13 protein-coding genes are annotated in these 13,597 nt (G+C 34.8%); 12 read left to right on the forward strand and 1 reads right to left on the reverse strand.

Annotated features, from left to right (window positions below; translation table 11 throughout):
• Position 1 precedes the first annotated feature (1 nt).
• The 3 genes from ybeY (at position 2) to ACQWU4_RS10460 (ending at position 3,370) form a co-directional block, all read left to right on the forward strand.
• Entirely contained in the window at positions 2-421 is a 420-nt protein-coding gene (ybeY, locus tag ACQWU4_RS10450) for an rRNA maturation RNase YbeY (RefSeq protein WP_429935707.1), read from the forward strand.
• A gap of 149 nt (positions 422-570) precedes the next feature.
• Complete coding sequence (mnmG, locus tag ACQWU4_RS10455; RefSeq protein WP_429935708.1) at positions 571-2,433, forward strand: tRNA uridine-5-carboxymethylaminomethyl(34) synthesis enzyme MnmG; 1,863 nt, start codon at positions 571-573, stop codon at positions 2,431-2,433.
• 115 nt (positions 2,434-2,548) lie between these two features.
• Positions 2,549-3,370: a class I SAM-dependent methyltransferase gene (locus ACQWU4_RS10460; RefSeq protein ID WP_429935709.1), complete on the forward strand. Its 822-nt coding sequence runs from the start codon at positions 2,549-2,551 to the stop codon at positions 3,368-3,370.
• Positions 3,371-3,919: 549 nt separating this feature from the next.
• On the opposite strand, the gene ACQWU4_RS10465 is transcribed toward ACQWU4_RS10460, so the two are convergent.
• Positions 3,920-5,110, reverse strand: coding sequence for a phosphoglycerate kinase (locus ACQWU4_RS10465; RefSeq protein WP_429935710.1), 1,191 nt, complete (start codon positions 5,108-5,110; stop codon positions 3,920-3,922).
• Positions 5,111-5,664: 554 nt separating this feature from the next.
• Here ACQWU4_RS10465 and rpiB point away from each other — a divergent pair.
• From rpiB to ACQWU4_RS10510, 9 genes are all read left to right on the forward strand, one after another.
• On the forward strand, positions 5,665-6,099 hold the full coding sequence (gene rpiB, locus ACQWU4_RS10470; protein WP_429935711.1) for a ribose 5-phosphate isomerase B: 435 nt from the start codon (positions 5,665-5,667) through the stop codon (positions 6,097-6,099).
• A gap of 249 nt (positions 6,100-6,348) precedes the next feature.
• Entirely contained in the window at positions 6,349-7,086 is a 738-nt protein-coding gene (locus tag ACQWU4_RS10475; RefSeq protein ID WP_429935712.1) for a hypothetical protein, read from the forward strand.
• A gap of 3 nt (positions 7,087-7,089) precedes the next feature.
• Complete coding sequence (rnr, locus tag ACQWU4_RS10480; protein ID WP_429935713.1) at positions 7,090-9,243, forward strand: ribonuclease R; 2,154 nt, start codon at positions 7,090-7,092, stop codon at positions 9,241-9,243.
• Positions 9,244-9,258: 15 nt separating this feature from the next.
• Entirely contained in the window at positions 9,259-10,662 is a 1,404-nt protein-coding gene (locus ACQWU4_RS10485) for a pyridoxal phosphate-dependent decarboxylase family protein (protein WP_429935714.1), read from the forward strand.
• Positions 10,663-10,686: 24 nt separating this feature from the next.
• Entirely contained in the window at positions 10,687-11,373 is a 687-nt protein-coding gene (locus tag ACQWU4_RS10490; RefSeq protein WP_429935715.1) for a LysE family translocator, read from the forward strand.
• Positions 11,370-12,299, forward strand: coding sequence for a S66 peptidase family protein (locus ACQWU4_RS10495; RefSeq protein WP_429935716.1), 930 nt, complete (start codon positions 11,370-11,372; stop codon positions 12,297-12,299). The genes ACQWU4_RS10490 and ACQWU4_RS10495 overlap by 4 nt, the downstream gene beginning before the upstream one ends.
• 17 nt (positions 12,300-12,316) lie before the next feature.
• Complete coding sequence (locus ACQWU4_RS10500; protein ID WP_429935717.1) at positions 12,317-12,742, forward strand: hypothetical protein; 426 nt, start codon at positions 12,317-12,319, stop codon at positions 12,740-12,742.
• A complete protein-coding gene (locus ACQWU4_RS10505) occupies positions 12,742-13,113 on the forward strand; it encodes a YraN family protein (protein WP_429935718.1) in 372 nt (123 codons plus the stop codon). The genes ACQWU4_RS10500 and ACQWU4_RS10505 overlap by 1 nt, the downstream gene beginning before the upstream one ends.
• A 34-nt stretch (positions 13,114-13,147) precedes the next feature.
• On the forward strand, positions 13,148-13,558 hold the full coding sequence (locus ACQWU4_RS10510; RefSeq protein ID WP_429935719.1) for a tautomerase family protein: 411 nt from the start codon (positions 13,148-13,150) through the stop codon (positions 13,556-13,558).
• Positions 13,559-13,597: the final 39 nt, after the last annotated feature.

Here is a 13,597-nt window from a genome sequence, read left to right on the forward strand (position 1 = left end):
AATGATACAATTCTTTTACGAAAACTTACAGGAATCTGTAAACACAGATTATCAAAAATGGCTGGAAGAGATCATTCTTTCAGAAGGAAAAAAACTAGGAGAAATCAATTATATTTTCTGTGATGACAAATATTTGCTGAAGATCAATCAGGATTATCTGCAGCATGATTATTATACAGATATCATCACTTTCGATTATGTAAAAGGGAAAACAATAAGCGGAGAGATTTTCGTATCTTTGCAGCGAATTTCGGACAACGCTTCTACCCTATCCAGAGATTATGAAGAAGAATTAAAAAGAGTTCTTGCCCATGGTATTCTTCACCTTGCAGGATATAAGGATAAGACGGAAGAAGAAGAGAAAGGAATGAGGAGAATGGAAGATTTATATTTAGCTAAGTTTAAGGAGTCAAATCCTTAATAAATTGAAGAATCACTTAAAGAGCAATCCGTAAAGTATTAGTTTATAGCTACAATAAAGGCTCATTTAGAGTACATTCTCTGAAAATGTTTCACGTGAAACATTCATAGAAAAGATTAAAATTAAAGGCTTTAAATAAGCAATATAAAATGATTTCAGAAATATATGACGTAATCGTAGTAGGTGCCGGACATGCAGGTTGTGAAGCTGCAGCTGCAGCCGCGAACTTAGGTTCAAAGACCCTGCTTGTTACAATGAATATGCAGACCATCGGACAGATGAGCTGCAACCCGGCAATGGGAGGAATCGCAAAAGGACAGATCGTAAGAGAGATTGATGCTATGGGAGGATACTCCGGAATCGTAGCAGATAAATCCGCTATCCAGTTCAAAATGCTGAACCTTTCAAAAGGCCCAGCAATGTGGTCTCCAAGAACTCAAAATGACAGAATGCTTTTTGCGGAAGAATGGAGATTAGCATTAGAAAATACACCCAATCTTGATTTCTTTCAGGATATGGTGAAACAGCTTATTATAGAAAATAATAAAGTAGCGGGAGTTGTTACTTCTTTAGGAATTGAGATAAAAGCAAAATCGGTTGTTCTCACCAACGGAACATTTCTTAATGGATTAATTCATGTTGGAGATAAGCAATTAGGCGGCGGAAGAATGGGAGAACCCAGAGCATTCGGAATTACAGAACAACTTGTAAGTTTAGGTTTCGAAGCAGGAAGAATGAAAACAGGAACTCCTCCCCGGGTAGACGGCAGAAGTCTTGATTATTCTAAAATGGAAGAACAGAAAGGGGATGAAAATCCTCAAAAGTTCAGCTATATGGATACTCCAAAATTGGTAAAACAGTTAAGCTGTCATATCGTTTACACTAATGAAACGGTGCACGATATTTTACGTGAAGGTTTCGACAGAAGTCCAATGTTTAACGGTACAATCCAAAGTTTAGGTCCAAGATACTGTCCAAGTATAGAAGATAAAATCAATCGTTTTGCAGAAAGAACCAGACACCAGCTTTTCGTAGAACCGGAAGGTTGGAAAACTGTTGAAATCTATGTAAACGGATTCAGTTCTTCTCTTCCTGAGGACGTACAAATCAAAGCAATGAAGCATATTCCAGGTTTCGAGAACGTAAAAGTTTTCCGCCCGGGCTATGCTATTGAGTATGATTACTTCCCTCCTACCCAACTAAAGCATACTTTAGAAACCAAACTGATCGATAATTTATATTTTGCAGGTCAGATCAATGGTACTACAGGATATGAGGAAGCGGCAGGACAAGGTTTAATAGCAGGTATAAATGCCCATAATAAGGTACATGATAAAGGAGATTTTATTCTTAACAGGGATGAAGCTTATATTGGTGTACTGATTGATGATTTAATCACAAAAGGTACTGAGGAACCTTACAGAATGTTCACTTCACGTGCAGAATACAGGCTTTTATTAAGACAGGATAATGCAGATATCAGGCTTACTGAAAAAGCTTATGATTTAGGCCTTGCAAAAGAAGACAGATTAAGAAAAGTAGAAACCAAAGTAGCTAAAAGTCAGGAACTTGAAGAGTTTTTACGAGAAACCTCTTTAAAACCGGGTATCATTAATCCTATCCTGGAAAAATCAGAAAGTAATCCTGTAGATCAGGCTTATAAAGCTGCACAATTTCTGACCAGGCCTAATATTACTTTAGAAAAGCTTGATGAAATTGACACCATTAAAGAATTTTCATCCAAGTATGATGATGAAATAAGAGAACAGGCAGAAATCAATATTAAATACAAAGGTTATATAGAAAAAGAAAAGGAAAATGTAGCCAAACTTAACCGTTTGGAAAATATCAAAATTCCTGATGACTTTGATTACAAAAGCCTTTCAAGCCTTTCTTCTGAAGCAAAACAAAAAATGTCCAACGTAAGACCTAAAACTATTGCGCAGGCAGGTAGAATCAGTGGTGTTTCTCCGGCTGATATAAATGTTTTACTGGTCTATTTAGGACGTTAAAGCAAATATGTTTCACGTGAAACATTTATAAATTAAAAGCAAAAATTAAGGTATTTATTTACGTTATAATTTACCTGTAAATACCTTAATTTTAAAATATCAATATCTAAGTTCAATGAGAATAAAGGATCATTTTCTTTCACAGGAAATATTTGAAATAAAAGAAACGGAAACAAAAGGAGTTTTTAAGACCTCCCCTATTCCATCCAATATTTCCAAATATTATGAAAGCGAAGATTATATTTCCCACCATCAGGATTCAGGAAGTCTGAAAGAAAAACTATACAAATTTTTACAGTCCTTTAATCTGAAATACAAGAAAAATATTCTTGCAGATAGAATAAAAAAAGGATCAAAAGTTCTTGACTATGGATGTGGTGCAGGTGAATTTGTAAAATATATAGAAGAGGATTTTGAAACTTTCGGGTTTGAACCAGATGCAGATGCTAGAAAAGCTGCACTAAATAAAATATCAAAAGCATCAATTATTGACAACCTCCAAAGTATTCCGGATCATAGCCTGGATGCTGTCACTTTATGGCATGTATTTGAGCATGTGGAAAATCAGGATGAGATGCTTGAAATTTTCCACAGGAAATTAAAAGATAAGGGGCTTCTCATTATTGCTGTTCCCAACCCTACATCTTATGATGCAAAACATTACAAAGAATATTGGGCAGCTTATGATGTACCGCGACATATTTATCATTTCTCTAAAAATGGTATGGAAAATTTAATTTCAAAAAAACCAAATTGGAAAATGAGAAAAATCAAACCTTTGGTCTTAGATTCATTCTACATCTCTATGTTAAGCGAAAAATATAAGAAATCACCTCTTTTTTGGCTAAAAGCGGTAGTCTACGGAACGATTTCTAACGTAAAGGCACTTTTTTCAAACGAATTTTCAAGTTTGATATACATTATCGAAAAAAGATAGAAAATCGATTTTTAAGCTATTTCTGAAGGTCAATTTTCAGCATTTCTGACAGAAAAAACAAAAACCCGGAGATTACTTCGGGTTTCTTTTTTTAATTTTTATAAAATTCTAAATTTAAATTCATAAATAAAATCTCCCCTACTCTATCCAAATAAAATAGAAAGCCAAAATTAGCATCACACTAAATTCTGAATAATAATATTCGGGCCTAAAATCAAAAGGTAATAAAATTTGAAATTTTGGAAAACCAGAATTAAAAAATTTAAAGGATAAAATATTTAGAAATTCTATTTTTCTAATTGTAGAGACATTTCAAAAATTGTCATACAAAAAATAAAAAGACTGATATAAAAAAAATTTAATACAAAATTAGAGATATCCACAACTTTCTCACAAAAAGCAAAATTCCCCACTTATTTTCATCAATTATAATTTCATTCAATAAAACTGAAAATTTCCAAAACTATTCTCTTAAAAAAAAATATGTTTCTATACGAAATAAAAAAGACCGCCAAATGATGACGGTCTCCTTATATAAAAAATAAAATATTATTTGTTGATCGCAGCAACTCCCGGAAGTTCCAAACCTTCCAGACTTTCAAGCATTGCTCCTCCACCTGTAGAAACATAGCTTACTTTTTCACCGTAACCGAACTGCTTCACAAAGGCAACACTGTCACCTCCACCAACAAGAGAAAATGCACCAAGCTTTGTAGCTTCTGCAATACTGTCTCCAAGAGCCACTGTTCCTCCTGCAAAGTTTGACATTTCAAAAACTCCGATCGGTCCGTTCCAAAGAATCGTTCTGGAATTTAATAAAACATCGTTGAACTGATCTCTTGATTTGTGACCCGCATCAAGTCCCATCCATCCTTCAGGAATTGCATAAATATTTGCTTCTTTTCTTTCAGCATCGTTATTGAATGCTTCAGCAATAATAGTATCTGAAGGAAGATATACTTTTACTTTATGTTCCTTCGCTTTTCCAAGAATCTCAAGAGCTAACGGAAGCTTATCTTCTTCCACTAAAGAATTTCCTATCTTTCCGCCCAAAGCTTTGATAAATGTAAATGCCATTCCTCCTCCGATAATCAGATTATCTATTGCAGGAAGTATATTTTCTATAATGGTAATTTTAGTTGAAACCTTAGAACCACCTAATATGGCAGTTACAGGCTTTTCTCCTTTTTTCAGAACCTTTTCAATAGCTTCAAGTTCTTTAGCCATCAGTAAACCGAAAAATTTAGTTGACTCAAAATACTGAGCAATTACTGCTGTGGAAGCATGAGCTCTGTGAGCTGTTCCGAAAGCATCATTTACATAAGCATCTCCAAGTTTGGAAAGCTGCTCTGCAAATCCATTATCGCCTTTCTCTTCTTCATTATGGAAACGAAGATTCTCCAATAACAAGATTTCACCAGGTTTAAGTTCAGAAGCCGCCTTTTCAGCCTTTTCTCCGATACACTCATCCACAAACTTCACTTCCTGTCCAAGAACCCCGGAAACTTCATCTACGATATGTTTAAGAGAGAATTCATCCTTCACTTCACCTTTTGGTCTTCCAAGATGCGTCATTAAGATCACAGAACCTCCGTCATTAAGGATTTTTTCAACTGTAGGTTTCACAGCGGTAATTCTTGTATTATCTGTCACTTTAAGCTGATCGTCCTGCGGAACATTAAAGTCCACTCTTACCAGAGCCTTCTTGTCTTTAAAATTGAAATCATTGATTGTTTTCATAAGTATCTTTGAATTTTCGTTTCACAAATGTAAGCTTTTAAACATTTTCAAAGGAACCATTAAAACAAAAGTTTTGGAAAACTTTCCCCCAACCCAATCACCTATTAATCAACAATTTTTTTTCTCTTAAAAAAAAGAATAATGTAGTTGTTGTTGAGTATTGTTAGTTTCGGGGATAAGTTTTACCTAAATAATTGGTAACAAATAATTTTAATTCAATTCATATTTAATTCACATTGTAATATCTTGTAAATCCGTCTATTCACAGACTTATTCACAGATGTTAGTAATTATTCCACAAATCCGTTATTAGTTATTTTATTATGGAGAAACTTCGGAATAAGTGAAGAAAACATTTTGAAAATTGTGGTTAAAATTTTCAAACACATTTCCCATTACGAAATAAATTCATCTTTAAAAACAGAAAGTTGAAAAAAGTTTTCAACAGTTACTCACATTGCTTTTCACAATTTACTCCCGAAGAATTCACAGACTTTGTTATTATTCTTACCTTTGTCATGAAATAAAATCTAAAAAGACCTAATAAGAGTATTATGAAAAGAAAAATAGCTATTGCTGCAGACCATGCAGGCTATGAATACAAGGAGATTGTTAAGAACTATCTTTCAGAAAAGTTTGATGTTCAGGATTTTGGCACGTTTTCCACAGACAGTGTGGATTATCCGGACTTTGTTCACCCTGCTGCAACATCTGTTGAAAATGGTGAGAATGAATTGGGAATTTTGATCTGCGGAAGCGGAAACGGAGTTCAGATTACAGCAAACAAACATCAGAAGATCAGATGTGCTCTTTGCTGGATGCCGGAGATCGCAGTACTTGCGAGACAGCATAATGATGCGAATATGATCTCAATGCCGGCAAGATTTATCTCTAAGGAAGTGGCTATAGAAATTGCAGAAAAGTTTCTTTCCACAGACTTTGAAGGTGGAAGACACCAGAACAGAGTAAACAAAATTGCTGTTTGCTAAACATATAAAGGCCTGTAAATCATATTACAGGCCTTATTTATTTTTTATTTTGTAACTTTGCAAAAGCTAATAGAAACTACCAGTCTATTATTTCCATACAGAACCTGGAATATTGAAAAAATATTTAATCAAAGGTTTTTCTCCCTCTTCTCCATATTTGTAGTAATTTTATACAAACTAAAGTTTCCATTGTAAATAAATTGGAAGGAAAATTGATGCTGTTGAATAACCAGAGAATATAAAAACTGAATGAAGATAAAAGTATCTGCAGTGCTATTTTTTGTAATAAGTTGTTTCCATGCCCAGGAAATGATTAATAAGGATGACTGTTCTGAGAATATCAGACTTCAAAAAAAAGGTGTTGAAGACTTTGTTTTGCAACAACGAAAAATTAATTACCAGGCATTGCAGAAACATTTATTGGAGGTTTTTAAAAAGACAAATTTTGATGCAGAAATACTATTATTTTTAAATACTGATGTGTCGGAAGGAGAAGGTCCTTCAAAATGTCCGACCTTAGATTTTCCTGAATATAAGGAATATTCTACAGGCAATTTAGTATGGAATGAAAGTATGCTGAGTATTTTATCCAAAACAATAAACAATACTATTTTTCCAGTGTCATATAATTCCTGGTGGTGGGGAAACGGAGGATTTTATACAGAAAATAGTAGAGAGTTTAGATTTTTAGGAAAATCCCAGATAAATTATATCAATAAGTTACCATTATTTTCTGATAAAAAATATGGCAGGATCAGATATATTAAAGTTAAAAATAAGAAATTAGAAAACCTGCCTAAAGACTTTAATCAGATTATCCTTCGTGAGGAAGGAAAAAATGTAAATGGATCATATGAACCAGAAATTATATTAACAATTAGTACAAAAACAGAAGCTCATACTTATAATTTTAAGTATGATTTTGATAAAAATGATTGGCTTTTAATTTCAAATTATAAGTCGATTAATAACAATTTAAAAAATTAGAAAATGCCAAGAAAAGGTAAATATATAAGTCATAAAAACGAGCAGAAACTCATAGAGATCGGAAGACAGATCCTGCGTTTCATGAATGCTAATTCGTCAAAAATCTATAATTATAAACAGATTGCAGACGGAATAGATTATAAAAATCCCCGCCAGAGAGAACTGGTAATTCAAGCCCTTCATAAGCTTCAGGGATCTGAAAAGATCAAGGAAGTAGAAAAAGGAAAATATATCGTCAATCTGAAAATTGCGGGAACTTTAACAGGAGTCATTGATTTTAATCAATCCGGTAATGCTTACGTAAATGTGGAAGGAATGGAAGATGATATTTTTATCCATTCCAAAAATGTAAAAGATGCCTTGCAGGGTGATAAAGTATTGATCATTACTTATCACTTCAAAGGAAAGAAGCTTGAAGGCTCAGTACTGGAAGTTCTGGAGAGAACCAGAACGGAGTTTGTAGGAACATTCCAGCTGGTGACCCATAAAGATTTCGGATTTGTGGTTTGTGATAAAAAAACGATCAATACGGATATTTTTATTCCGAAAGCAAAATTTGGAGGCGCTGAAAACGGGGATAAAGTTATTGTAAAAATGACAGAATGGAGGCCGGGTGATAAAAACCCTGAAGGAGAAATCATCCAGATACTTGGTGCTCCGGGAGAGCATGAAACAGAGATCCATTCCATTCTTGCGGAATATGGACTTCCTTATGAATTTCCACAGGAAGTTGAACTTGATGCAGATAAAATTGACAGAAGAATCACCGATGAAGAGGCTGCAAAGCGTTGGGATATGCGTGATATCTGTACTTTCACCATCGACCCGAAAGATGCAAAAGATTTTGATGATGCACTTTCAATCAGAAAACTGGAAAACGGAAACTGGGAAATCGGGGTACACATTGCAGATGTTTCCCATTACGTGGTTCCGGGAACAATCCTTGATGATGAAGCTTACAAAAGAGCTACTTCCGTGTACCTTGTAGACCGCGTGGTTCCTATGCTTCCGGAAGTATTGAGTAATGATGTATGTTCACTTCGTCCAAATGAGGATAAATATACATTCTCCGCAGTTTTCCAGCTGAATGATAAAGCAGAGATCCAGAAACAGTGGTTCGGAAGAACGGTGATTCATTCAGACAGAAGGTTTACCTACGAAGAAGCTCAGGAACGTATAGAAACGGGTCAGGGCGACCTTGCAGAAGAAATCAATACATTGGATAAACTGGCTAAGATCATGCGTGATGACCGTGTCAGAAATGGGGCAATTACGTTTGACAGAAGTGAAGTGAGGTTCAATCTGGATGAGAATAACCAACCGATAGGAGTTTATTTTAAAATAAGTAAGGATTCCAATCACCTGATAGAAGAATTCATGCTTTTAGCTAATAAAAAAGTATCCGAATTTGTTTCCCTGACAGGTAAAGGAGGAGTTACAAACAATACCTTTATTTACAGGGTTCACGATGATCCGGATCCGGCAAAACTGGAAGCCCTGAGAGATTTTGTATCCACTTTCGGATATAAAATGAACCTTGACAACACCAAAAAAGTTGCAGAATCTCTTAATAACCTTCTTCATGACGTCAAAGGAAAAGGAGAAGAAAACATGATCGAAACACTGGCCATGAGAAGTATGAGCAAAGCAGTATATTCCACAGAACCTATCGGCCATTACGGTTTAGGTTTTGAATACTACAGCCACTTCACCTCTCCTATCCGTCGTTATCCGGATCTTCTTGCCCACCGTCTTTTACAGCATTACCTGGATGGAGGTAAATCTCCAAGCAAAGCAGAGCTTGAGGACAAAGCAAAACATTGCAGTTCTATGGAAAGACTGGCTGCGGATGCAGAAAGAGACTCCATTAAATTCATGCAGGTTAAGTTTATGGAAAAACATCTGGGAGAGATATTCAAAGGAGTTATTTCAGGTGTTGCGGAATTCGGTTTCTGGGTTGAAATCCCTGAAAACGGTGCAGAAGGATTGATCAAATTAAGAGATCTTGTAGACGACTCTTACTCATACGATGCCAAGACCCATGCTGTTTACGGTAACATAACCGGTAAAAAATACCAGCTGGGCGATGAAGTGATGATTAAAGTGGTAAAAGCAAACCTTATTCAGAAACAGTTGGATTTTAAGATTGTTGATTAATTTCATACAGAGCTTATGAATAAATTACTTGAAACAGATAAGGAAGAATTTTCAGAAATTTTAGAGAAAACATTTTCAGAAATTGTTCATTTTTTCAATTCTCTGGATGAAATATCTACCCAGCCAAAAGCAAAACTGGAGCATCAGAATCTTTCTTACGAAGGATTGGGATCAAAAAAAGTTTTAGAATATTTCCAGCAAGCAGTAAAACCCATTATTTCTGGTTCCAGCGGACCCAAATATTGGGGATTTGTAACCGGTGGAGCAACACCTGCGGCATTAGTTGGAGATTTTTTGGCCACTATTTATGACCAAAATACACAAAGAATTGAGCAGGGAGGAGATATTTCTGCCCTTCTGGAAGTTGAAACTGTTAAGATGCTGCTGGATTTCTTTGGCCTTCCGGATTCTTTCAGAGGAGGATTTGTAACAGGCGCTACTATGTCAAACTTTACATGTCTTGCTACAGCCAGGCAATGGGTAGGACATCAGATAAATAAAAACTACGCATTGGAAGGTGTTTCTTCCAATGATTTTGTAATTCTTTCCGCAGAACCCCATTCTTCAGTTGTAAAATGCCTGAGCATGTTAGGTATCGGAAGTAATACTATTATTCCTGTTAAGAAAATAAATGAATCAAGAGAGGCAATTGATATTGAAGATTTAGAACAAAAACTGGAAATATATAAGGACAGACAAATTATTATTTCAACCAGCGGAGGAACAGTAAATACGGTTGATTTTGATGATATGAAATCCATCAGTTTATTAAAAGAAAAATATAATTTCTGGTGGCATATAGATGCTGCTTTCGGTGGATTTGCCAATATCCTGGATGAATACAAGCATTTGCTGGCTGGCTGGGAACATGCAGACAGTATTGCAGTAGACTGCCATAAATGGATGAATGTGCCTTATGAAAATGCAGTTTATTTCATCAGAAAAGAACATAGCGGTTTGCAGATGCAGGTTTTTCAAAACTCTAATGCGGCCTATCTGGGAAACCCTGAAGATAATTTTTCCTATGGTAATTTTACTCCGGAAAACTCCAGAAGATTCAGGGCTTTACCTGTATGGTTTACCTTAAAAGCTTACGGAAAAGAAGGCTATCAGAATATAGTGAGAAGTAATATACAGAATGCCCAAGAATTTTCTGCATTTGTGGATAATCATCCTGCATTACAATTATTGGCAGAAACAAGATTAAACTGTGTATGTTTTTCATTGAAGGAAAACCCTGAAAAAAGTGCAGAATTATTAGATATCATTAATGGAAATGAGAAGATTTTCATGACTCCTACCAGGCTTAATAACAAAGCGGGAATAAGGGCTGCATTTGTAAATTGGAGAACAAGCGGTAAGGATTTGGAGATTGCTTTTAAAGAAATACAATTTGCACTTGATAAAATGGGTATTTAATACTATTATTCTTAAATTTAGAGCATGTTTGAACTTGTACTTTCTGCCATTGTCTTAGGATTTATGCTGAGCCTGGTTTTCATAGGACCTATTTTTTTCCTTTTAATTGAAACCAGCTTCACCAGAGGCCCTAGACATGCTCTGGCGCTTGATCTAGGAGTTATTACGGCAGATTTATTATGCATTGTTGCAGCTTATTATGCAAGTGCGGATATTGTCACTTTAATAGATAAACATCCCGGATTTTACAGGATTACCTCTATTCTTATTTTCGTATACGGGATTGTCATGATGGTCACCAAGACCAAAATGCACATGCCCGGCGAAGAAAGGATCATTGGTCAGAACTATTTTAAAACCTTTTTCAATGGTTTTTTCTTCAACCTTTTAAACGTTGGTGTTATTCTTTTCTGGCTCGTTACAGTGATTTCTGTAAGAAACCAATATCCGGATACCAGCAGTTTTATTCTCTATGTAAGCATTGTCATTGGCACCTATCTGTGTATTGACCTTGCCAAAATATTCTTAGCAAAACAATTTCACGATAAACTTACCCAGAAGCTTGCCAACCAGATCAGAAGAATCGTTGGCGGGATTCTTATTGTTTTCAGTTTCTTTATCTTTCTGCAGAGCTTTAAGAAATTCAATCAGTTCGACAGGCGTTTAGAAGAAGCTGAGAAAAAAGAAATAAAGTATCAAAAAACACAATGAATAAAATAATATTTCCAAAACCCCTGAAAAAAGGGGCTAAAATAGCTGTTATTTCCCCTGCCGGAGCTGTAGATGCTGCCCAGCTTGAAAAAGGTATAGAAATGATAAAAAAAAGAGGTTTTGAACCTGTTTTAGGGGAACATCTCTATACAAAATTTTCAAACGGATATAATTACGCAGGAACAGAGAAAGAGAGAATAAAAGATATTAACTGGGCTTTAAATGATAATGATATTTCTGCAATTTGGGCTTCCCGTGGCGGATATGGATGTCAGCATCTGGTTCAGCATTTAAAGCTTAAAAATTTTATAGAAAATCCAAAATGGTATATCGGTTATTCCGACAATACTGTGATTCAAAGCTATCTGTTAAAAAAGGGTTTTGCATCCGTCCACGGGCAGACTATGAAAACATCCAGCTTTGGAGTGACAGATGAAAGCTATGATCTGATTTTTGATATTTTAAAAGGGAAAAATCCTAAATATGCTTTAAAATCTCATCAATTTAATAAAGCAGGAACTATTGAAGGAGAATTGGTTGGAGGTAATTTAGCCCTGATCTATGCTCTTCTGGGGACCAGATATTCTTTTGATTTTAAAGATAAAATTTTATTCATCGAAGATATCGGGGAGAATTTTTATGCTCTGGACAGAATGATCATGAGTCTGGAATTAGCCGGGGTTTTCAATGAAATTAAAGGCCTGATCGTTGGCGGAATGACCAATATGGGAGATGAAAAAGAAAATAAAAGCTATGAAGAAAGCTTTGATGAATTTGCTTATAAACTGATTTCAGAAAGGATTTTAAAATATAAATTCCCGGTTGTTTTCGGATTTCCAAACGGTCATATTAAAGATAACCGACCTTTGATTATTGGGGGAACCGTAAAAATGAAAGTTGATACTAAAGTGAAGATAGACTTTTAAAAAGAGGATTATTTCGGATGAAACTTACTGAGAACTTTGAGCCTGTAAAGGTTACTCCGGGTCTTGTAAAAAGTATCCTTTATATCATATTTTTGATTAGTGTAGCAGTATATTTTCTTTTTTTTGACAGAAACCTGAAGTTTGAATATAAGGAAATATGCCCCTGTAATGCAGACTATACCCTATCTCAATATGATGAAAGAGGAAAGATTTGGGAAGGGAGAAAATATGCGGATGATCCTGATTTTAAAACATTTAAACTTAAAAACAGACTTGGGTATACGGTTGATAAACTTGAAAAAATAGATTTTTATCAATTGAATGATACCCTTTTCAAGCCTTCTAAGAAAAATGATTTTGATCTTTTACCAAAACGCTTTTTCTGGGATTGTAAAAAGAAGGAAGTATGGATATCAGCAAAGTACAAATTATCCTTTAAATAATGGCAGATCATAACGATTTTGGAAAGAAAGCAGAAGACCTTGCAGCAGAATATCTGCATAAAAGCGGGTATAAAATTGTTACCAGAAATTTCCGGTTTCAGAAAGCTGAAATAGATATTATTGCTGAAAAAGATAATCTGATTGTTGTAGTGGAAGTAAAAGCCCGTTCCACAGATGCTTTTATGCTGCCTCAGGAAGCAGTTACCAAATCTAAGATTAAGTCTATTGTTGCTGCAGCCAACCATTACCTTGAAGAATTTAATAAAAATAGTGAAGTAAGATTTGACATTATTTCCGTTCTTCCTGATGAAAAAAAGAATTTGAATATAGAACATATAACCGATGCTTTCGAAGCATTTGATGCCAATTGAATATCAATAAATCAACTGTTAATCAAAATTTATTATGCCATTTGTAAGAATTAGTTTGCCAAAAATGCTGAGTATGGAAGAGAAAAATCAAGTTTCTGTTTCTATTCATCAGTCTTTAATTAAAGAATTTAATATTCCCGTTGATGATTATTTTCATGTTATTGAAGAATTAGATTCACATCAGATTAAATTTCCTCAGAATTATCTAGGAGTTTCACATACAGAGAAAATTGTTTATATACAAATTACTGCAGGAAAAGGACGGGATCTGGAAAAGAAAAGAAGATTATATGCTTCTATTGCAGAAGAAATATCAAAGTCCACTTCAGTCACAAAAAACAATATCATCATTGTATTGCTTGAAAACAATGGCCAGGAAGACTGGTCGTTCGGAAATGGAGAAATACAGGAATCTAAACATTTGTTACCAACTGATAAAGTGTAGCACTCTGAAAAATGTATCAGTATATCAATTGTTACACGG

Source organism: Chryseobacterium sp. MIQD13 (assembly GCF_050496705.1).
Taxonomy (GTDB): Bacteria; Bacteroidota; Bacteroidia; order Flavobacteriales; family Weeksellaceae; genus Chryseobacterium.